This window comes from Hymenobacter sp. YIM 151500-1, assembly GCF_025979885.1.
In the GTDB taxonomy this organism is placed as follows: Bacteria; Bacteroidota; Bacteroidia; order Cytophagales; family Hymenobacteraceae; genus Hymenobacter.
In genome coordinates, this window is record NZ_CP110139.1 from 1,929,400 (window position 1) to 1,950,031 (window position 20,632).

16 protein-coding genes are annotated in these 20,632 nt (G+C 65.3%); 9 read left to right on the forward strand and 7 right to left on the reverse strand.

What is annotated here, in order from left to right:
* Positions 1-21 precede the first annotated feature (21 nt).
* From OIS53_RS07990 to OIS53_RS08015, 6 genes are all read left to right on the forward strand, one after another.
* Entirely contained in the window at positions 22-336 is a 315-nt protein-coding gene (locus tag OIS53_RS07990) for a sll1863 family stress response protein (protein WP_264681870.1), read from the forward strand.
* A 390-nt stretch (positions 337-726) separates the two neighbouring features.
* Positions 727-1,671, forward strand: coding sequence for an alpha/beta fold hydrolase (locus OIS53_RS07995; protein ID WP_264681871.1), 945 nt, complete (start codon positions 727-729; stop codon positions 1,669-1,671).
* Positions 1,672-1,763: 92 nt separating this feature from the next.
* Positions 1,764-2,351 carry a DUF7010 family protein gene (locus tag OIS53_RS08000; protein ID WP_264681872.1) on the forward strand — a complete coding sequence of 196 codons (588 nt, stop codon included), beginning with the start codon at positions 1,764-1,766 and terminating at the stop codon, positions 2,349-2,351.
* Positions 2,320-3,426 carry a sensor histidine kinase gene (locus OIS53_RS08005; protein ID WP_264681873.1) on the forward strand — a complete coding sequence of 369 codons (1,107 nt, stop codon included), beginning with the start codon at positions 2,320-2,322 and terminating at the stop codon, positions 3,424-3,426. Before OIS53_RS08000 ends, OIS53_RS08005 begins: the two co-directional genes overlap by 32 nt.
* Before the next feature lie 208 nt (positions 3,427-3,634).
* Positions 3,635-4,366, forward strand: a complete 732-nt coding sequence (locus OIS53_RS08010; protein ID WP_264681874.1) for a LytR/AlgR family response regulator transcription factor — start codon at positions 3,635-3,637, stop codon at positions 4,364-4,366.
* 117 nt (positions 4,367-4,483) lie between these two features.
* Entirely contained in the window at positions 4,484-4,738 is a 255-nt protein-coding gene (locus OIS53_RS08015) for a hypothetical protein (RefSeq protein WP_264681875.1), read from the forward strand.
* A 214-nt stretch (positions 4,739-4,952) separates the two neighbouring features.
* Here the strand turns inward: OIS53_RS08015 and OIS53_RS08020 are convergent, their stop codons facing one another.
* Positions 4,953-5,603, reverse strand: coding sequence for a porin family protein (locus OIS53_RS08020; protein WP_264681876.1), 651 nt, complete (start codon positions 5,601-5,603; stop codon positions 4,953-4,955).
* Between the two features lie 72 nt (positions 5,604-5,675).
* Positions 5,676-6,386, reverse strand: a complete 711-nt coding sequence (locus OIS53_RS08025) for a hypothetical protein (RefSeq protein WP_264681877.1) — start codon at positions 6,384-6,386, stop codon at positions 5,676-5,678.
* Positions 6,387-6,628: 242 nt separating this feature from the next.
* On the opposite strand from OIS53_RS08025, the gene OIS53_RS08030 reads away from it, so the two are divergent.
* Positions 6,629-9,310 (forward strand): glycoside hydrolase family 9 protein, encoded by a 2,682-nt coding sequence (locus tag OIS53_RS08030; protein WP_264681878.1) that lies wholly within the window; start codon positions 6,629-6,631, stop codon positions 9,308-9,310.
* 104 nt (positions 9,311-9,414) lie between these two features.
* On the opposite strand, the gene paaN is transcribed toward OIS53_RS08030, so the two are convergent.
* Positions 9,415-11,082, reverse strand: a complete 1,668-nt coding sequence (gene paaN / locus OIS53_RS08035; protein WP_264681879.1) for a phenylacetic acid degradation protein PaaN — start codon at positions 11,080-11,082, stop codon at positions 9,415-9,417.
* Positions 11,083-11,301: 219 nt separating this feature from the next.
* Here paaN and OIS53_RS08040 point away from each other — a divergent pair, with 219 nt between their 5' ends.
* Positions 11,302-14,112, forward strand: a complete 2,811-nt coding sequence (locus tag OIS53_RS08040) for a S8 family peptidase (RefSeq protein WP_264681880.1) — start codon at positions 11,302-11,304, stop codon at positions 14,110-14,112.
* Between the two features lie 159 nt (positions 14,113-14,271).
* Here OIS53_RS08040 and OIS53_RS08045 read toward each other — a convergent pair whose 3' ends face one another.
* Together OIS53_RS08045 and OIS53_RS08050 are read right to left on the reverse strand one after the other, a co-directional pair.
* On the reverse strand, positions 14,272-15,585 hold the full coding sequence (locus OIS53_RS08045) for a Y-family DNA polymerase (RefSeq protein WP_264681881.1): 1,314 nt from the start codon (positions 15,583-15,585) through the stop codon (positions 14,272-14,274).
* Positions 15,586-15,743: 158 nt separating this feature from the next.
* On the reverse strand, positions 15,744-16,223 hold the full coding sequence (locus OIS53_RS08050; protein WP_264681882.1) for a LexA family protein: 480 nt from the start codon (positions 16,221-16,223) through the stop codon (positions 15,744-15,746).
* Between the two features lie 229 nt (positions 16,224-16,452).
* Between OIS53_RS08050 and OIS53_RS08055 the strand changes: the two genes are divergently transcribed.
* A complete protein-coding gene (locus OIS53_RS08055) occupies positions 16,453-16,701 on the forward strand; it encodes a hypothetical protein (RefSeq protein WP_264681883.1) in 249 nt (82 codons plus the stop codon).
* Between the two features lie 213 nt (positions 16,702-16,914).
* Here OIS53_RS08055 and OIS53_RS08060 read toward each other — a convergent pair whose 3' ends face one another.
* Positions 16,915-19,788 (reverse strand): MSEP-CTERM sorting domain-containing protein, encoded by a 2,874-nt coding sequence (locus OIS53_RS08060; RefSeq protein ID WP_264681884.1) that lies wholly within the window; start codon positions 19,786-19,788, stop codon positions 16,915-16,917.
* On the reverse strand, positions 19,772-20,299 hold the full coding sequence (xrtK, locus tag OIS53_RS08065; protein WP_264681885.1) for an exosortase K: 528 nt from the start codon (positions 20,297-20,299) through the stop codon (positions 19,772-19,774). The genes OIS53_RS08060 and xrtK overlap by 17 nt, the downstream gene beginning before the upstream one ends.
* Positions 20,300-20,632: the final 333 nt, after the last annotated feature.

Below are 20,632 nucleotides of genomic sequence, written 5' to 3' on the forward strand. Positions count from 1 at the left end.
TTTGCCCAACCCTTGTCCGCTATGTCTTACACGCCGACGCCCGAACATATGCGCGCGCCCCATCACCTCTCCGACGCCGAGCTGCGCCAGGCTCTGGAGGAGCTGGACGCCAAAATTCAGACCCTGCGCAACCGTGCTCACGCCACTACCGCGGGGTCCCAGAACACCTACCACCAGCACGCCGACGCCCTGGAAGCCAAGCGCGCCCGCCTGGCCCAGCAGCTCGGCCCCTCCCGCTCCGCCGACACCCCCGCCTCCGACTCGGAGCGCAGCACCTGGGGCGAAATCTGGCGCGGCATCGAAAACCTGCGCAACGACTTGCGCAATATCATCTGAACCACGGATTACCCGGATTCCGCGGATTTAGGTGATGGCTCGGTTTATCACCTCAACGGGGAAGGCTCGTCAACAGGCGAGCCTTCCCCGTTTTTCGGTCTACTGACTGCCTCATCAGGTTGGCTGCCGGGAAATGGGTGTTTGGGAATAGATGCCTGGCTGATTGGCGGGAATTACCGAACTGGCTCCGGCTGGCTACCAACTTCCGCCACTACAGTCCGACGTTGCAGAAGGCGCCATCACCAAAATCTGCGAAATCCGGGTAATCCGTTCAATCCGTGGTTCAGACCGTTTGGCTGGGAATTTTACCGTTCGCTGAAAAGCTGTTTACGGGGTCTAGAGGCAGGAGTAGGTTTGAGCATTCTTTCACTGCTCAACCTACTTTCTGCCATGAACTTGACTACCGCCCTTCGCCCCTTGTGCGCTGCCCTGCTGCTGGCTGGTGCTACTGCTCCAGCCGTAGCTGCTTCGGCTGCTACGCCTACATTGGCCACCCGCCCGGTTGCCGACAACCCCGCCGCGCACCCCCACTTCCAGGTGCGGGTGGTGGGCAAGGGCCGGCCCATGCTGCTAATTCCGGGCCTGACCTGCCCCGGCGCGGTGTGGGACGAAACCGTGGCCCGCTACCAGCGCCAGTACGAGTGCCACGTGGTGTCTTTGGCCGGCTTCGGGGGCGTGGCGCCGGCCAGCACTACTGATTTGCTGCGCACCGTCCGTGACGAGCTGCTGGCTTACATCAGCGCCCAGAAGCTGCGCCAGCCCATCGTCGTGGGGCACAGCCTCGGCGGCTTCCTGGGGTTGTGGCTGAGTGCGACCCGCCCTGAGGCCATTGGCCCGCTGGTTATTGTTGATTCCTTGCCTTTCCTGGCGGCCATCCAGAACTCCAGCCTCACGGCCGAAACGGCCCGGCCCATGGCCGAAGGCATGCGCCAGCAGATGAGCCAGGGGGCTATGCCCGCGGCCCAGCGCCGCCAGGTGCTGGCTTCCATGATAACCGACACGGCCCGCCAAACCCAGGCCGGGCGCTGGGGCCAGGCCTCCGACCCCGCCACCGTGGGCCAGGCCATGTACGACCTCTACACCACCGACCTACGCCAGAACGTGGCCCGCATTCAGCAGCCGGTGCTGGTGCTGGGCGCCTGGGCCGCCTACCAGCCCTACGGCGCCACCCTGGAAAGCACCCGCGCCATCTTCGCCCAGCAGTACGCCCGGCTGCCCCAGCACCGCATCGAAATGTCCCAGGCCGGCCGCCACTTCCTGATGTGGGACGACCCGCAGTGGTTTTTCCAGCACACCGACGCTTTCCTGAAGCAGCACGCCGTGGCCAAAAAATAGAAGACAACTATCCACTTATTTAGCGGCCCCGCACACCGGCCCGAGATGCTGATTTTCAGGTCTGACTATCGTTGCCCAGCCCTTTTTCCCTTATGTCTCCTCACCAAACCATTGACGCGCTGCGTCTGGAGCTGTCCGTAAAAGCCAAGAACGGCCTCGATTTCATCGTAGCCGCCAGCGTGGTGTGGGCCGCCATTGCTTTCGTCTGGACGCTGCCCAACTCCCCAGGCCTGAACGGCTTCATCACCTTCTTTGTGGGCACCCTTACCCTGCCGCTGGCCTGGCTGCTGTCGAAGGTATTCGGCACCACCTGGACGCTGCCGCACAACCCGTTGCAGCCGCTGGGCCTGTGGCTGAACTTCGCGCAGCTGTTCTACTTCCCGTTTCTCCTGTTTATGTACAGCAAGTATCCGCAGCACTTTCTGATGACCTACGGCATCATCACCGGGGCCCATTTCTTTCCCTACGCCTGGTTTTACCGGGCCCCGGCATTTGCCTTCATGGCCGGGCTGATTCCGGTGGGCTGCCTGGTGCTGGGCCTGCGCCTGACCCCCGCCGACCTGTACCTGATTCCGGTGTTCATCTCGGGGGCTTTGCTGGTGCTGGCGGGGTGGCTGTGGCTGGTGTACCGTAACCGTCAACCCGCGGATGCCTCGGTTGTCGCCAGAGAGGTTGCGTAAGGCGGGCCGGGTGGCAGTGCCGCGCCCCAGCCGGGCATTTTGGGTGTGCCAGCTCGTGGGCTGGACGCTGTACGGCGGGTTCAACCTGGCTTTGTTCGCCGTGTTTGTTCGGTTTTCGCGGGATGCGGTGCTGATTAGCGGCGTCATTGCCGGCACCTTGCTGCTGCTCAGCCACGGGCTACGCTACTTTATCCGGGCGCGGGGCTGGGAGCAGCTGGCGCCGCTGCCCCTGCTGGGGCGGCTGCTGGGGGCCAATCTGGGCCTGGCCGTGCTCAGCCAGCTGCTCATCTGGGCGCTGATTATCTGGGTGGTACGGCCGGCCCCTACCGGGCAGCCTTACGGCTGGGGGCAGTTTCTGGGCTACGTGCTCAACGTCAACTTCGTGCTGTGGCTGTGGTGTGGCTTCTATTTCGGCTGGCACTACCTGCGGCGCTTCCGCCAGGCCGAGGTAGACCAGTGGAAGCTGGCCGCCGCCGTGCGCGAGGCCGAAATGCGCACCCTCAAAACCCAGCTTAACCCGCACTTTCTGTTCAATGGCCTCAACAACATCCGGGCCCTGGTGCTGGAAAACCCCGCCCGCGCCCGCACTATGATGACGCACCTGTCGGACTTGCTGCGCTACTCCATTCAGCTCAGCAGCGCCGAGCAGGTGCCCTTGCGCCGGGAGCTGGAAATTGTGCGCCACTACCTGGAGCTGGAAAGCCTGCAACTGGAGGAGCGCCTGACCTACTCGCTCGACGTGGACCCGGCCGCCCTCGACGTGCTGCTGCCGCCCATGACCTTGCAGCTGCTGGTCGAAAACGCCATCAAGCACGGGCTGGCCCCGCGCCCCGCGGGCGGCACCATCCGGCTGGCGGCCCAGCTCGACGAAACCGGGGCCCTGCGCGTAACCGTGCGCAACACCGGCCGCTACCACCCCCAGCCCGGCCACGATGGCGTGGGTGTCCGCAATGCGCGGGAGCGGCTGGCCCTGCTCTACGGCCCCGCCGCCCGCCTCGACCTCCACAACTCCCCCACCGAACCCGACACCGTAGAAGCCCAGCTTTGCGTGCCTGTTACGCCCTTGTCACTTTGAGCTTGCCAAGGACCTTCTCACGACAGCACGAGTCGTTCGACAAGGTGTTAGCCCGCAGAGGACGCAGAAGGTTGCGCGGAAGGCGCTGAGCTGTTCTGGTGTGGTCGTGCTGACGTAAGAAGGCCCTGCGCAAGCGCCCCAGATAAAGGACGACAAACGTGTTACTTGTCACCTGTCACTATTCACCTTATCGCCCATCACCTCTCCCGTGAAGGTTTTACTTGTTGATGACTCCCGGCTGGCCCGGACCGAGCTGCGCCACTTGCTGCGGGCGTTTCCGCAGGTGGAAGTGGTGGGCGAGGCCCGCCACGCGGCCGAAGCCCGCGCCTGCCTTGCGGAGCTGCGCCCCGACGTGCTGCTGCTGGACATCCACATGCCCGGCGAAACCGGCTTTGAGCTGCTGGCTTCACTGGAAACGGCCCCGCACGTCATCTTCACCACGGCCTACGACGAGTACGCGCTGCGGGCATTTGAGGTCAACGCCCTCGATTACCTGCTGAAGCCGGTGCAGGAAAGCCGGCTGGCCGCGGCCCTGGCCAAGGTGCAGCCCCTGCTGGCGCCAGTCGCGCCGCCCGCCCCGCCTACCGCCGAAGCGGCTGCCCCGCTCACCGAGCACGACCAGGTGTTTGTGAAGGATGGCGAGCAGTGCTGGTTTGTACGCCTTTCGGAGGTGCGCCTGTTTGAAATCAACGGCAGCTACACCCAAATCTACTTCGAGCAGCACCGCCCCCTGATTCCGCGCACCCTCCAGCACCTGGAGCAGCGCCTCGACCCCAAGGTGTTTTTCCGGGCCAACCGCCAGCAAATCGTCAACCTGAAGTGGATTGCGCGGATAGAGCCCTGGTTCAGCAACACGCTGAAGCTGCACCTGCGCGGCGGACCCGAGGTGGAAGTGTCGCGCCAGCAGTCGGTGCGGTTTCGGGAGCTACTGAGTTTGTAATCAGGGAATATTCTTGCACTTTGCCGCACCTTTTTCAGGGCAGAAGCAGTACAAGTCCCATTCGCCATCCACCACGGATGAGGTGGCTTTTGGAAACCGTTTTACGCTCTGCTTCTGATGAATTTTCTACGCCTGTTTGCCCTTCTCAGCTTCCTGTTGTCGGCCGCATCCTGCTCGCAGGATGCCATGCTGGAAAAGCCCCGCGAGTACCGCACCGTTACCGCCAAGCCCGAGCGGCGCTCCAACGACAAGTCCCGCTTCCGCAAGGAGCACCACCGCATCGGCCTGGGCATCGACCTGAATGCCCGCAACCCCTATAAATACCGCACCGTCAACGCCCCCAAGCCTTACAAATACAGCCGCCCAAAGTAGTAGGGTAATGAGGTGAGCTGGTGAGTAACGTGGTGATGAATAAAAAATACTTTTGCTTCATCTGCTGCCCGCTTGTCGAACCACAGCATTTCGCACCGGTTCTCGCCACAGCGGTTTCCTGGGCTGCTTTATCAACTGACACAGCAAGAACGCCCGCTTTTCCATGATGGAGAAGCGGGCGTTCTTGCTTCGTCTGGCAACCTTACAGCCGCTGCTATTTGCCCAGGTAGAAGCCCAGGCCAATATCCCAGGTGCGGTTGCGGCGGTAGTTGTTGTCGTCGCCGTTGGCCTGCACGTCTACCAGGCCTAGGCCGTAATTTCCCACCAGAAAAATCTGGTCGGTAAACTCGTAGCCGGCCTGGAAGTTGACGCCGGCGTCCAGGGACTTGTAGTCGTCGGCTTCGTTGTTGCCGATGGCAATGTCGCGGGTGCGGCTACCGCTGACGCCCAGTACCGAGCCGGTTTCTTTTCGCCGCCCGCCCAGGAGAAGGCCCGCGTATGGCCCGGCTCCCACCAGCACTTTGCCGGGGCCAAGCTCCGCTTTGAAAGCCAGCGTCACGGGTAGGGTTAGGTAGGAAAGCCGGTCTTCCGTATCGAAAGTCACCACGTTAGGCAGCGCCGCCGAAAAGTTGGAGCCCTTGCGCGAAAACAGCAGCTCGGGCCGCAACGCAAAATTGTCGCTCAGCTCCAGCTCCGACGTGAGCCCCACGTGATACTGTGTAATCTGTTCGTTTTCAACATTTTGACCAAAAATGCGCTGCTCCTGATTAGCCAGGTTGACGCCGCCCCGGACGCCGACGCGCTGGGCCTGAGCCGTGCCCACGCCGAGGGCCAGCACGACGCCGGCCAGAAGTAGTTTTTTCATAGGAGTAAGGAAGAAGGGAGAGATGAAAACAAATGACGGGCAAAAATAGGGCTGGGGCCGTTCCCGCGTGGCTTACTGAATCTGCACGGTGCGGGGCAGGGCCTGGTAGCGCCCGATGCGGGAGCCCCCGGCGCTGCTCCCCTGCTGCAACGGCAGGATTTGGGTGCGGTTCATGAACGCCTTGCCCTCTCCGCTCAGCACCTGACTAATTTTGTTGGCCTCCAGGATGAGGCTCGTGGCGCCCGGCACGGTGGTTTGGAAATACTGGAGCGGGTCGCTCTGGCCGGGGCCGTCCAGAATTACGTCGAGTATCTCCGGGGTGCGCAGGGGCTGCCCGTCCCAGGTTAGGGTATAGGCGCTGGTTTTGCTGAGGTTGGTGAAGGAAGTCGGAAACTCGGCCGGCAGCAGCCCGCTCACGGTGTTCACAAACGAAGTGCCGGCCACGTCTTTGTACGTGAACGTAGCCTGGGCGCGCTGGCCGGCGTACTGCTTCTCGTAATAGTTGAGCAGGGGCACGAAGGCCAGGGCATCACCATCGACGGTGACGGTGGCAGGACCGGTCAGTTGCAGGGCCGTGCCGGCCGCATTGCCGAATTTGAAGGCCGCGCGGGCGTAGGTTTTGTCTTCGGCCCGGTCGTACACCAGCGAGTACTCCGTGTAGATGCGGTCCTGGTTGACGTTTTCCGAGTCTTCGGCCTGGCAGCTGGTAAGGACGGGCGCGGCGGCCAGGCTCAGCAGCAGAGCGGTCAGGAGGCGGGAGAACAAGTGTCGTGTTGCTTTCATGGTGGGCAAGGAAAAGGTGCGAAAGGTGGATGATGGCAGCGCCTTTGCCAAACTTGGTGCCACATCTGCGCCCCTGCTTCCCAAACGGTGCCCCCTACCTGCTCCCGCCCAGCCTGGGGCAGCTTGCCTGTTCAGCCTACTTGTTATCTGGTACTACGGCGGGAAGATGTACTTTTTCCAACTCTTTTATCTTAAAATCATACATTTAGCCTGCCTCCTTTCCTGTACCGCGCCTACGTTCCGTGAAAAAGTATTTCCCCTTTATTCTAGCCCACTACCTGCTGAGCGGGGCCCTCCTGACCGGCCCAACGGCCGCCACTGCTTCCGACATTGTGGAGGTGTTGCCCCTCACCAACCGCGTGCTGCTGGTGCATTTCGACGACGGCACCGTGCGCCACCACCAGCGCGGGGAGCAGCGCACCAACGAGTGGGTGCTGGCTCCTGCTCCGCTGAACCTTGCCCTGGCCACTGCTCCCGGCACCTACTCCCTGGCCAGCCCCGATGACGGGGCCTACGCCCCGGCCAAAGCCCCCACGCAGGTAGGCCGCAAAACCAAGGGCACTCAGTTTGCCTGGCTGTGCCAGGCCTACAACAACGGCTGCCTCAACACCAGCCCCGACCGCGCCCACGAGCATTGGCTGTACCTGACCCTGCCCACGCCCTTGCAGCCCGGCCGGCGCTATACCCTGAGCACGGGCGCGCTGGCCACCAACGGCGCCACCTGGAGCTTCACCTACGACGACACCCGCCTGCGCTCCGAGGCCGTGCACGTCAACAACGTCGGCTACGCGCCCGAGGCCCCGGCCAAGTACGCCTACGTGTACCACTGGATGGGCACGCAGGGCGGTCTGAGCCTAGCTGGCTACGCCGGGCGGCCCTTCCGCCTGCTCGATGCCGCTACCCGCCAGGCCGTGTTCAGTGGCACGCTGGCCTTCCGCAAATCGGCCACCAACGAGGAGTTTGCCTACGCTGGTCAGTCGCCCAACGGCAACCTGCTGGGGGCCGAGGTGTACGAGTGCGACTTTTCGGGCTTCCGCACGCCGGGTGAGTACGTGGTATCGGTGGAAGGCGTGGGCTGCTCATTTCCGTTCCGGATTGCGGCCGACGCCTACTGGGAGCCGTTTTACTGGACCATGAAGGGCATCTACCAGCAGCGCAGCGGCCTGGCCCTTACGGCGCCCTACACCGACGCGCCCCGGCCGGTGCCCCACCACCCCACCCTCACGCCGGGCTTTGCCGGCAAGCTCAAGTACACCACCACCCGCCACTACGACCTGACCAGCTCCGACGGCGTGGCGGCCGACAAGCCCACCCTGGAAGCCGGCCTCAAGGGCAACCTCACTACCTGGGGCTGGTACCAGGACGCCGGCGACTGGGATGCCTACTTCCAGCATGCCAAGGTGCCCTCCTACCTGCTGTTTCTTTACGAAACCAACCCCGCCCGCTTCACCGACAACCAGCTCAACATCCCGGAAAGCGGCAACGGCCTGCCCGACCTGCTCGACGAAGCGGCCTGGCTGATTCGCTTCTACAAGCGCACGAAAGACGCCATCCGGACGGCCGGGTACGGCACCGGGGGCGTAGGCGGGGCGCGGGTGTTTGGCGACCTGTGGGGCGAAGACACCCGCCCGGACGGTACCACCAAGGCCTCCTGGGAAGACACCGACCGCCAGTGGGTGATAACGGGCGAAGACCCGTTTATGACCTACAAGTACGCCGGCCTGGCCGCCCACCTGGCCTACCTGCTCCATACCCAGGGCCTCACCGACCCCGAGGGCGTAAACTGGCAGCAAGAGGCCCTGGACGCCTACGCCTGGGCCAGCGCCCACGTACGCCTCGGCGACGAGGTGCCCAAGTTCGATTACAACCTGCGCCAGATTCGGCTGTACGCCGCGGCCAGCCTGTACCGCCTCACCGGCACGGCCAGCTTCCATCAGCAGCTGCAAACCGACGTGGCCGCCGCCCAGTGGAACAGCACCACCGTGCTGGAGGGCGACTGGCAGTTTCCGGCCTGGGTGTACCTGCGCCTGCCGGCGGGCCGCGCCACCCACGCCCCCACGCTGGCCGCCACGCTGGCCGCTTTCGTGCGCACCGGCGACTTTCTAATGCTCGACTTCGTGGACCGACGGGCCTGCCGCTGGGCCGGCAACTTCTGGCAGCCCATGAACACCGGCCAGTCGACCACGCCACACGCGGCGGCGGGCGTGATGGGTGCCGCCACGCTGCCCACCACCGACGCCACCCGCGCCGCCAACTACCTGAAGTACACTTACACCACGGCCGACTACTTTCTGGGCACCAACCCGCTGAACACCACCTGGATAACCGGCGTGGGCGAGCGGCACCCAAACGAGATATTTCATCTCGACTCCTGGTACAGCGGCACCGGCAAAACACGCAAGGGCGTGGTGCCCTACGGGCCCTGGCAGCGCGACGTGGCGCTGGGCCCGCCCGGCCCCTGGAACAACACCTGGCCGTACTCTACCCTGGTTCCGGCCATCGAGCAGTGGCCCGGCCACGAGCAGTGGTACGACCAGCGCAGCTCCCCGCTGTCGGCGGAGTTTACGGTGTGGCAAACCAACGCCCTGGCAGCCTTCACCTACGGCTTTTTGTGGGCCCAGGGCACGGGTGGCACCCGGCTGGCGGCCAGCCCTGCTGCACCCGCCGCGCCGGCCTCGGCGCTGCGGGCTTACCCTACCGTGTTCGGTGCCTCGCTCACCGCTGAGTTTGCCGCACCTAAGGCCGGAACAGTGCAGCTGCGCCTGCTCGATGCCCTGGGCCAGCCCCGCTGGCGGGGCCGCTACGCCGCCACGGCCGGCCCCAATACCTGGACGCTGCGCCTGCCGGCCGCGGCCAGTGGCGTCTACATTCTCGAAGCCGAACAGCACGGGCGTATCAGCCGGCAGCGGGTGGTGCGCGAGTAGCGGGCTGCTGAGGAGGTACCGCTTCTGCGCTGGGGCCCGCCGCAAGAAAAAAGCCGTCAGATATGCTCTGACGGCTTTCCTTTTGCTAAATAAGCTACTCAGGCTTACGCTACCGGCTCGCGGAAGCCTACCCAGGTAAAGCGCTTAATCACAAACTCGGGGTTGGTGAAGGAGGCGTTGCCGGCGGGGTTGCCGCCCGTCACGTGGAAGTCGGAGAAGCCGGCGTTCTGGTTCACGTAGATGCCGCCGGTCAGGTTGAAGCTCACGGGCGTGCCGGCCAGGCTCATTTCGTCCATGATCTGCTCCTTGATGTCGGGGTTGGTGGTGTAGGCCCCGCAGCTGATGGCGCCGTGCTCCCGGGCCAGCTGGGCGGCCAGCCGGATGCTTTCCTGGGTGTCCTTGGTCTTAATCACCAGCATAATCGGCCCGAACAGCTCCTGGCTGAACTGCTCCACCTTGCTCGAGTCGATTTCGTGGATGCTGGGCGAGCAGGTGCGGGCGTTTTTGAAGGTGGGGTTTTCGACGGTGCCGTGGGCCAGGATGCTGCGGCCACCGTCGAGGGCCAGCTGCTGCACCCGCTCCTGGGTGGCTGGGTTCTGGATGGCCCCGAACACGTGGGGCGCGGCCTTGGGGTTCTGGGCCAGCCCCTGCACGGCCTGGGCCAGCTTCTGCACCACTTCCTCATAGGGCACCGGCTGGCCGGCCACGGTGATACCGCCTTCCGGAATGAAGAAATTTTGCGGGGCCGTGCACATCTGCCCCGAGTACAGGCTCACCGAGAAAGCCAGGTTCTGCACCACCTTGTCCAGGTCGTCGCAGGAGTCGAGGATGATGGAGTTGACACCGGTTTTTTCAGTAAACACCGTCTTGCCCTTCAGGCTTTCGATGTAGTCGCCGAACTGGGAGCCGCCGGTGTAGTCAATCAGCTTCACGGCGGGATTTTCGGCCAAGTCTTTGGCGATGAGCCGGTCGTCGGCGTCCACGGCCAGCTGGCAGATGCGCGGGTCGAGGCCGTGCTCGGCCAGCACGCGCTGCACTTCGGCCACTACAATGGCAATGGGCAGCACGGCTTTGGGGTGGGGCTTCACGATAACCGGGTTGCCGGTGACCAGCGAGGCGTACATGCCGGGCACGGTGTTCCAGGTCGGGAAGGTGGAGCAGCCGATAACCAGGGCTACGCCCTTGGGCACGGCCCGCCAGGTTTTGTGCAGGCTGAGGTTGTACTTGCCCATGGGCTTCTCCCAGCGGGTTTCCTCCGGGAAGCGGGTTTGCTCCTCGTAGCCGGCCGCAATGGCCTCCAGGGCGCGGTCGGCGGCGTGGGGCCCCGAGGCCTGAAACGACATCATGTAGGCCTGGCCGGTGGTGTGCATGGTGGCGTAGGCAATTTCAAAAAACCGCTGCCGCATGCCCTCCAGGCTTTCGGTGAGCAGGGCCGCGCGCTGGGCGGGCTTGAGCTTGCGCCACTCTCCAAATACCTCCTGGGCGTTGCGCACCAGGGTTTCGGGCGAGTAGAACGGGTAGGTGATGCCCAGCGGCGCCTGCTCGTAGGGCGACTCTTCCTGGCCCACCCAGGCTTCGGGCTCACCTTGCTGCAACTCGGCGAAGGGCTGGCTGCGGCGGGCTTCAAAGGCCGCGCGGCCCTGGGCGTCGGCGTCGGCGCCGTAGATGTCGGGGGAAGGGTTTTCGGGGAAGGCGGCGTAGAACGTGCGCCCGTGCAGGGCCTGTACGGCGGCCTCGAGGGTGGCCTGGTGTTTCTGGGTGGTTTCGGTCATAGCCGGTGGGGAAGAAACAGGATGAAACGGGTGTAGCGTACGGCAGGGCTAGCCGAAAAGCTCGGCGGCGGGGTGGCCCTGGCGTTTCAAGAGTGGCTAAATTTACGCAATCAGCCCCGAACCGCCCGCACGGCTGCCCCGGCGCGGACGGCGTGTTTGGCGTTGTTTTGGCTTGTTGCCTGACTTCCTGAGCCGTTACTGGCTTCCTTAGCCCTGCCTATGCCGCATTCTTTACGTTGCTTTTTGTTTGTGCTGGGTGCTTGCTGGCTGCTGAGCGGGCTGCCGGCGGCGGCGCAGGCCCCGGCCGCGCCGCCCACCGTGCCGGGCCGCCTGGTGTTTAAACTCCGCCCGCCCTACATCGAGCCGGCTCAGGTGCCGGGGCTGCCGGCGGCCTTGCAGCGCCTGGGCGCCGGCCAGCCTCAGCCCAAATTCCCGCGCAGCCAGCCGCCCGGCCCCGACCAGCCTGGCGCCGTGAACCTGCGCCTGGTGTACCAGGTGGAGCTGCCGGCCGGTGCCTCCGTAGCTGCCGCCTGCCGCCGCCTGGGCCTGCTGACCGAGGGCGTGGAGTATGCCGAGCCCCTGTACGTGCGCCAGCCCCTGCTCCAGCCCAACGACCCCCTGGCCGACTCCCTGCGCGCCGACGGGCAGTACTACCTGAAAAACATTCAGGCCTACCGGGCCTGGGACATCACTCAGGGCGACACCAGCCTGGTCATCGGCATCGTGGACGGGGGCACGCGCTTCACCCACGAAGACCTGGCCACGCAGGTGCAGCTCAACCGCCAGGACCCCATCGACGGCCTCGACAACGACCAGGACGGCTACGTGGACAACTACCGCGGCTGGGACTTTGCCGACCAGGACAACGACCCCTCCCGCGACGCCAGCACCGTGCACGGCATTCTGGTGGCGGGCTGCGCCGCCGCTGCCCCCGACAACGGCCGCGGCATTGCGGGCGTGGGCTTTCGGTGCCGGTTTCTGCCCCTGAAAATCTACCCCAGCACGCCCACGGGCACGTTTGGGGGCTACGAGGCCATTGTGTACGCCGCCGACCACGGCTGCCGGGTCATCAACCTGTCGTGGGGCGGGGTGGGCGGCCGCTCCCGCTTCGAGCAGGACGTTATTACCTACGCCGCCGTGAACCGCGACGCCGTGGTGGTGGCCGCCGCCGGCAACACCCCCGCCGAGCTGGACTTCTACCCCGCCTCGTATGAGCACGTGCTGTCGGTGGCCACGCTCACGCCCACCGATGAGCGCAGCCCCAGCGCCACGTTCAGCCGCCGCGTCGACTTGTCGGCGCCCGGCACGGGCATCCTGACCACCCGCGGCAACACCGACTCCGACTACGTGGCCGTGGGTGGCTCCTCGTTTGCCGCGCCCCTGGTGGCCGGAGCCGCGGCCCTGGTGCGCACCCGCTTTCCGCAGTACACGGCCGCCCAGGTAGCCGCCCAGCTGCGCCGCACCTGCGACAACATCGACGCCCGGCCCGGCAACGTGGCCTACGTGGGCCGCATGGGCGCCGGGCGCCTGAACGTGCGCCGGGCCGTAGCCGAAGCCGGGCAGGTTTCGGCCCAGGTAATCAGCCAACGCCCGGCGCCGGCCCGCCCTGGCTACTCCCCCGGCGACACGCTGCGCCTGACCGTGGCCGTGCACAACCTGCTGCGGCCCGTGGCGGGCCTGACCGTGACGCTCACTTCCCTGTCGGCCCACCTCACCGTGCGCCAGGGCGTGTTTGCGGTGGGCAGCCTGGCTACGCTGGAGCAACGCAGCAACTCGGCCGCGCCGTTTCGGCTGGTGGTGGCGGCCGCCGGCGTGCCCCTGAACACCCGCGCCGTGCTGCGCTACCGCCTGCACGATGCAGCCACCGGCTACCAGGAAGACCAGTACGAAACCATCCTGCTCAACCCCGATTTCGTGGTGCTGGACGCCGGCGACCTGCACCTGACCCTGACCAGCCGCGGCCAGCTGGGCTACGACGGCCCCGACCTGGGCGCGGGCGTGAGCTACCAGCCCTACCGCAACGGCGCGCCTCTGCTCTACGAAGGCGGCTTGCTGGTGGCCACGCCCCCGGCGCGGGTGTCGGACAACCTGCGCAACGACCGGCGCAGCCTCGACCAGGACTTTTTCGCCTTGGCCCAGGTGCAGCGCCGCGCCCCCGCCGCCCGCGCCGACCAAGAGGCCTTCGGAACCTTGCGCGACTCCCTGCCCTCCCTCACCCAGGGCCGGACCGTGGGCGTGCGGGTGCGTCAGCGGGCCCTGGCCTGGGCCGCGGCCCCGCACCGCAACTACGTAGTGCTGGAGTACACGCTCACCAACCTCACCGCTGACACCCTGCGCCCCCTGCACGCCGGCCTGTTTCTGGATTGGGACCTGCCTCCCGACCCCGGCCATAATGTGGTGGCCTGGGACTCGGTGCGGCGGCTGAGCTACGTGCACGCGGCCACGGCCCCCGGAATCTACGCCGGGGTGCAGCACCTGGCCGGGGGCCAGCCCACCGTGTACGCCCTCGACAACCAGGCCCCAGCCGGCACCGCCGTGCGCCTGGCCGATGGCTTCAGCGCCGCCGAAAAGCTGCTGACCCTGAGCAGCGGCACCCGCCAGGCCGCGGCCGGCGGCTCCGCGGGCACCGATGTGTCGCAGGTAGTGGGTGCCACCCTCCCCCGCCTTGCCCCTGCCGATTCTGCCGTCGTGGCCTTTGCCGTGCTGGCCGCGCCCACGCTGGCGCAGTTGCAGACGTCGGCCCAAGCCGCTCAGGCCCGCTACCAGCAGGTGCTGGAGGTTTCCGGGCCTCGGCGGGCAGCGGTGCGCTTGTACCCCAATCCGGCAGCCGATGTGCTGCATGTAGAGCTGCCGGTGGCAGACACAGGCGTAGTACAGCTGTTTTCACCGCTGGGACAGCTGCTGCTAGAGTGCCGCGCGGCGGCGGCTCCGCTCACGCTGCCTTTGAGCGGCTATCCGGCTGGCTTGTACATCGTGCGCGTCCTGACTGCGGCCGGTACTAGCACCCACCGCGTGGTGCATGTACCCTAGTTGCGTGCAGCTTACGCCCACCTTTCACTCTGTTTGCAGACCAGTTGCAGGTAGGCGTCAACTAGCATCGGTAGGGAATAAGGCTTTGCAAGCCATCTGAGCTATGGCGTGCTGAGGTGACTCGACTGGGCTTGCTGAAGCATGATGCCCCGACGGTTGCTACTTCACCTGCCACAGCTCCTCCCAGCACGTGGTGTAGGCCGGCGAGCAGTGCGCCTTGCGGCCAGCCCAGGCTGCTATGGGCGGGCCGGCCACGGCGTAGCGCACCGTGTTGCGGCCGAAGCGGCGGTTTAGGCCGTCCAGGGCCTGCATCAGCCGCTGCTGCTGTTGCAGCCGGGCAGGGTCAGCGGGGTTGAACAACGTAAGCTGGGGCTGGCCGGCGGGCTCCAGGCCGCTGAGCACCACGCCGGCCCGGACGTAGGCCGTGCCGGGCCGCCACAGTTGGCGCAGGCCCCGTAAGGCGGCGTGCAGCAGCTCCCCCGTGTCGTCGGTGGCCAGCGGCAGCGCCACGACGGAGGTATGAGTGGCGGGGCCTCGGCGGGCAGCGGCAAACCGGTCGGTGCCCAGCAGCACAGTGAGCAGGTTGGCGCTAAGCTGCTGGCGCCGCAGCTTTTCGGCGGCCCGCGCCGAGAAGGTGGCTACTGCTTCGCGCAGGGCGTCCCACTCGCGCTGAGGCTGCCCAAACGAGCGGGTGCTGGCCACACTGTGCTGCACCAAGCCTGGGGCGTCGTCGTCATCCTCGGCCGCCGGCTGCCACTCCAGGCAGGGCTGGCCGCGTAGCTCCCGCCACAGCCGCACGCCCACTACCCCACCCAGCTGCCGCCGCACCCAGCCCTCCGGAGCCGCGGCCAGCTCGGCGGCCGTGCCGATGCCAGCGGCCAGCAGCTTCGGAGCCAGGCGCCGCCCGATGCCCCACACATCGGCGACGGGCGTGGCGGCCAGGGCGGCAGCGCGCTCGGGCTCCGAGGCCAGCACCAGCACCCCGGCCGGAGTGCGGCGGGCCAGGCGGTTGGCTAGCTTGGCCAGGGTTTTGGTAGGCGCCACCCCTACGCACACCGGAATACCCACCTGCCGGCGCACGGCCTCCCGCACCGTGCGGGCCAGTTCCGCCAGGCGGTCGGCATCAGTAGGCAGCCCGCCCAGGTTCAGAAACGACTCGTCAATGGAGTACACCTCTACCTCGGGCACCACTTGGCTGAGCACCAGCATGACGCGGCGGCTCATGTCGCCGTACAAAGCGTAGTTAGAAGAAAATACCTGCACGCCGTGCTGGCTCAGCAGGGGCTTTACCTTAAAGTACGGCTCCCCCATTTTCAGTCCCAGCGCCTTGGCCTCGTCGGAGCGCGAAATCAGGCAGCCGTCGTTGTTGCTGAGCACCACCACCGGTACACCGCACAGCCGGGGCCGAAACACCCGCTCACACGAAACATAAAAGTTGTTGCAATCAACCAGGGCGTACATGGAAATGAGCAAATGAGTAAATAAGTGAATGAGTGACTGGGAGACTCGTTGGGGAAGTGACGGAGCGGGGCCGAAAGTCAGGACTGTCACTGTCCTGCTGAGCGGCGCCGAACTAGGCGCCGAACCGAAGGTCGCCGCTCAGCAGGACCTCTCTCAGTGCGCTCAATCCCTTATTTCGTCTGGCGCCACTCCCGCAGCGACACGGCAGCGGGCCGGCCCTCCAGGGCGTGAATGACGTGCGTGACGACACCCCACACTTCCAGCCGGGCGCCGGTGTGCAGCTCCAGGGGCGCGTACCGGTCGTTTTCCGCCTCCAGCCAGGTGCGGCCCGGCTGCTGGCGCAGGCGTTTCAGCGTCTGCTCCCCATCCAGCACGGCTACCACAATGCTACCGTCGCGGGCCGGCTGGGCGCGGTCTACGGCAATCAGGTCGCCGGGGTAGATGCCGGCGCCCGTCATGGAGTCGCCGACGACGCGGGCCAGGAAGGTGGACGCCGGATTACGGAACAGGTGGCGGGTAAGGTCGAGACCGGGCTCCTGGTGGTCGTCGGCGGGGGAGGGAAAGCCTGCCGGCACCGGACAGCCGTACAGGGGCAGCTCCGCCGGCAGCAGGTCAGCGGCGGGAATCGGGTATAGTAAGACAGCACTCATCGGCAAAATACCGGCGTCAGTAAACCGGTGCTGCTATTTACTAAATTATTTAGCAAATATACAAATCAAGGCTAACAAGCGAGCCAAAACAGGCAATACTAATCCAGAAGTTAGACCATCCTAAAAAACAGTTTAAATAACTCAAAAAGCCTGATTTAACGCCTAACTGAAGCCCAAATTTTCTACCAATTTTTTTAGTCAATCAGGCTACATATCCGTATCTTTGGATATGTCAAACGTCAAGCTTCCTTTCCCGCTTCCCGTGCAGCAATATGCCCGCTGCGTAGACACCAGCCGCCGTCCCGCCGACCACATCGGGGACTGGCCGGAGCTGGGCCATGTGTACCCCGTGCAGGTGCGTCGCAACGTGCGCACTGGTCAGCCGCAGGTACACGTGCTGGGGTTCTATGCCGAGCAGCCGTACGGCGCTTTTGCCCGCCACCGCTTCGAGCCAGTGGCGCAGGTGTGGCTTAATTAGAGCCATCCGTTTCCCGTTCGTCTGGTCCCGGCTGTTTCCGTCGTCAAGCGCGGAGACGGCCGGGTTTTCTTTTTCGAGCCCAACTCCGAACTGTGGTGAAGACCCGGCAGTGTAATAGCGCCAGGAGGTCGTCATAAGCTGTTCAAGAAGCTGCCACAACATACCGAACCGTCCTGCTTCATCTGGTGGCCGCTTGCCGAAGTAGAATAGACTTTACGCATCGGCCGCAACGGTGCGGCACCGCTGCCGCCAGTGCCAGCCCAGCAGGCCCGCCGCCAGCACCAGCAGCACCCAGTCGCCGGGCTCCGACATGCGCTGCTCATCCTCGCCAGCATCGAGGGCGGCGTGGCCGGCCAGCAGCTGCACTTGTTTGCGGCGCAGGGCGGCTTTTTGGGCGTCGTTTTCGAGGGCCAGGTAGGCGGTCAGTGGAGTGAGGATGCCGGCCCGGAAGCTGTGCTGCACAAGGCGCAGGCCGGCGGCTTCGGTGGTTTCGGGGTGGTGAAGCTGGGCCCGCCACAGGCCGTGCAGAAGCAGGCCGGCACGCCAGCTGCGGCGTTGAATGGTAGTTTCGGCTGCGGAAGGCTGGGCGGCGGTGAGCACCACGTCGGGCTGGTGGCTGGCGGGCAGGTAGGCCACGGGACGCTCGGCAGTAGGCCAGGCCACCACGGGGCTGGCCGCGGCGGGCCGGGCCACGGGCGCCTGGCGGGCGGCGGAGTGTTGCCAGAGCGAGTGCGGCACTAGCCGGCCGTTTTCGGTCAACTCGTAGAACTCGTCGGTGTCGGGCAGGGCGTGGCGCAGGTCGGCAAAGTCGGCGGGCAGGATGGCTTGGTCGAAATCAGCCGACACCACCACGAAGACGGGGTAGCGGGCCTGGGGTTGCTCGGCGGCCCGCACGAGCGTCTGCCGAATGGCCCGGTCGAGGTAGAAGCCGCCCGCAAACCGGTAGGCAGCTGCATGTTGTTCCAGCATTCCAAGGCTGTTGAGCGTGATTACTTCGGCGCCGGTCAGGCTGTATTGCGTATGCTGGTTGTTGGCCCCGTGCTGCTGTAGCAAGGCACTCATGCGCCGCCGGTAACTCTTCCACTGCGCTTCTTTGCCCGCCGACATATCCACGATGAAATGCAGGTAGGGCTGGCGCCGCGTCACGGGCAGCGCGGCCTTTTCGGCGGCACTCACGTAGGCCACGCCCTCGACGGCGGCCGGCCTCGACGCTCCTGGTTTCAACGGCTGGCCCAGCTGCACAGCGCGGCCATCCAGGGTGAAGGTGAGCGGGTCGCGGTGCAGGAGCTGAATGCCAGTGCGGCGCACCTCGCGCGGCCCGAACGGAAACACCCGCAACGCTAGGCGGTTACCGCTCAGGTAGTGCAGCAGGCCAGGGTCCCGGTTTTCGTTGCGAATCTGCGAGTACACCCAGGCCGCGGCCCGCTTTTCGGCCAGGATGCCCGGCTCGCGCCGCCCCTGCATGTCGAGGTAATAGTTGCTGACGAAGCAGCCGGCCGGCAGCTCGAAGGTGGTAGTATACTCGCCGAACTGGCCGATGGTGTCGGCGTTGGTCACGGTCAGGTCTACCCAACTCACCCAGGCGTGCTGGGCGGCATCGTAGTAGCTGCGGGCCGCGAGGCCGGTGAGCGTGGGGCCGGCTTCGGGGGAGCGAATAGCCAGGTTGGTGGTGGATGTGGCCACCGCAGCTACGGGCGAGGCGGTGAACCGGCGAGGCGCTTGGTTGAAAAACACCTGCGCCAGCGTACCGATTTTGTCTTCTGATAAGGTCAGGTTGTCGAGCACCAGCCAGTTGAAATAGGCCGACAAATACGGCAGGTGGGCGCCGGTGATGGAAGCGCTGCGGTTTTCCTTGTGCTGGCGCACCACGGCCAGCGTCTGGTGCAGGGCCACCGTATCGGGCAGGGTGGCGGGGCGCGTGTAGTTGGGGGTGTACACGTAGTCGAGGGCCTGGTGCAGGGCCGCGTGGTGGCGGCTGTAGTGCAGCGTGACAATCAGTGGCAGCACGGCCACGGCCGCCGTCAGGCCCAGGGCCAACTTGCGGCCCCCGAAAAACGGGCGCAGCGCGGCGTAGTCGTGGGCTAGCTCGCGCACGTGCACCACAAATAAGGCCAGCGGAGTCAGCAGTAGAAACCCCACCCCTGCCGCCACCACGGCCACCACTGACAGCGGTAGAAACGGCAGAAACACCAGAAAGAAGTACAGCGTGTAGGCCAGCAGCACTCCCCGGCCCAGGTACAGCGCCAGCCGTCCGCTTGGCCGGGCCGGCGCCGGCAGTAGCAGCAACACGGCGTTCAGTGCTGCCAGCCCGTACCACCATGGCCCGGTGAAGTCGCCAAAAAGGCCGCCGTCTCGCCAAAGCGAATCCCCTTTAAACAGCAGTCCGTTGTTTACAGCCAGCCCCAGCAGTGGCAGCACACCGGCAATCAGCAGCTTCCACACCCACTGGTAGCGCGCCCAATGCCCCGCCCGCCGCGCGGCCACAATGTAGACGCCGCGGGCCAGGGCTAGCAGAAATACCAGCGTGCCGGCAATGAGCACCACCACCAGCACGTGCCCCGAAAGCCGATGGTAGCCGCGCCACAGCGGCAGCACCACCTGCGCAAACCCGTACCAACCCACCGGCACGGCCAGCGCCACCCCGAAGCTGGGCAGCGCCCGGTGCGGCCGGTCGTCGGGCGTGAGGCGCAGCACCAGCACGGCCGCAGCATGAGCCAGCGTGGGCATCAGGAAGGTGCCGGCGTAGAAGGGCAAGTCGCCGGCCACCAGCCAGCGGGGCAGGCTGAACGGCAGCAGCTGGCCAAGAGAATGCCCGTACGCATACAGAAACGCAATGTAAAGGCCCAACGCTGCCAGGGCGTAGGCACTGGTCAGGCGGGCCCGGCGGCGGGTCAGCCAGGCGGCGTAGGCAGCGTGCAGACTGGCCAGCCCCACTAGCGCGGCCCCAAACCATTGCCAGAGCAGGCGGCTTTCGGGCGGCAGCTGGGTGCGGATGACGCGGTACTCGGCGCCAAGCAGCGCCAGCAGCACCAGAATGGGCAGGGTATTCAGCAGCCACAGCCACCGGGGATTAAGCAACGTGCGCACGGGACGAGGAGGAGTTGGAGAGCAGGAATAAAAGCCCGAAGTGGCTGACTACCAGAAAGAACAAGTACACCAGAGCGCCCTGGGCCTCGTGCAGCCACGCGGGCGGCGCCCCAAACGGCCAGGCTTGGGCCACGGCCACGGCCCCCACAATGCGGGCGGTATTCACCAGCACAGTCAGCCCCAGGTTGGCGGCCGGCAAGGCCAGCAGTACCGCCGCGCGCGGCGGCCGAATACTTTGGTGCAGGTAGTCGAAGGTGAACAGCAGCCAGCTTAGCAGCCAGAAGTTGCCCCCGGCGCACGACTTGTCGATGACAATGCGCAGGCCGGCGTGTACGTAGCCGCGGGCCGGCTCAAACTCCGAAGCCGAATTGAGCAGCAGGGACACCAGCGCATTGGTGGGCGCCAGCAAAAACCGCACGTCGGCGGTGCTGGCATGGGCGTAGAGTAGCTTGGCCATCAGAAAAACAGCCAAGGCAGCTGTAAAGAGAAGCCAGCGCGGAAATGAAAGCATACAACCAGCCAATGCTTATGCCCCAGCTCGACAAACATATATCAAAGCACTTTGTATTTCAAAGTTTGTGGACAATAATTTTACAGCAAACCCTCAGTAAAGGCCATGCATCCGTTTGAAGCTGTCCAGAAAGTCTTTCAGTACACATCAGCCCGTTATGCTGAGCGAAGGCGCAGCCGCAGTCGAAGCATCTCTACCTCTGGCTAATCTCAATCGTGCGGACGAAGCGAGAGAGAGGCTTCGGCAAGCGGACGCTAGATGAAGCATGACAGTTACCACTCCTGCGTTAGCACGCGAGATGCTTCAGCTCCGCCCAGCATAACGGTCTAGTGA

Coding starts and splice junctions, on each gene's coding strand:
- xrtK (WP_264681885.1), bottom strand. CDS start 20,299: ATGCTTTCATTTCCGCGCTGGCTTCTCTTTACAGCTGCCTTGGCTGTT.
- OIS53_RS08025 (WP_264681877.1), bottom strand. CDS start 6,386: ATGAAAGCAACACGACACTTGTTCTCCCGCCTCCTGACCGCTCTGCTG.
- OIS53_RS08005 (WP_264681873.1), top strand. CDS start 2,320: ATGCCTCGGTTGTCGCCAGAGAGGTTGCGTAAGGCGGGCCGGGTGGCA.
- OIS53_RS08055 (WP_264681883.1), top strand. CDS start 16,453: ATGTCAAACGTCAAGCTTCCTTTCCCGCTTCCCGTGCAGCAATATGCC.
- OIS53_RS08020 (WP_264681876.1), bottom strand. CDS start 5,603: ATGAAAAAACTACTTCTGGCCGGCGTCGTGCTGGCCCTCGGCGTGGGC.
- OIS53_RS08000 (WP_264681872.1), top strand. CDS start 1,764: ATGTCTCCTCACCAAACCATTGACGCGCTGCGTCTGGAGCTGTCCGTA.
- OIS53_RS08015 (WP_264681875.1), top strand. CDS start 4,484: ATGAATTTTCTACGCCTGTTTGCCCTTCTCAGCTTCCTGTTGTCGGCC.
- OIS53_RS08040 (WP_264681880.1), top strand. CDS start 11,302: ATGCCGCATTCTTTACGTTGCTTTTTGTTTGTGCTGGGTGCTTGCTGG.
- OIS53_RS07990 (WP_264681870.1), top strand. CDS start 22: ATGTCTTACACGCCGACGCCCGAACATATGCGCGCGCCCCATCACCTC.
- OIS53_RS07995 (WP_264681871.1), top strand. CDS start 727: ATGAACTTGACTACCGCCCTTCGCCCCTTGTGCGCTGCCCTGCTGCTG.
- OIS53_RS08050 (WP_264681882.1), bottom strand. CDS start 16,223: ATGAGTGCTGTCTTACTATACCCGATTCCCGCCGCTGACCTGCTGCCG.
- paaN (WP_264681879.1), bottom strand. CDS start 11,082: ATGACCGAAACCACCCAGAAACACCAGGCCACCCTCGAGGCCGCCGTA.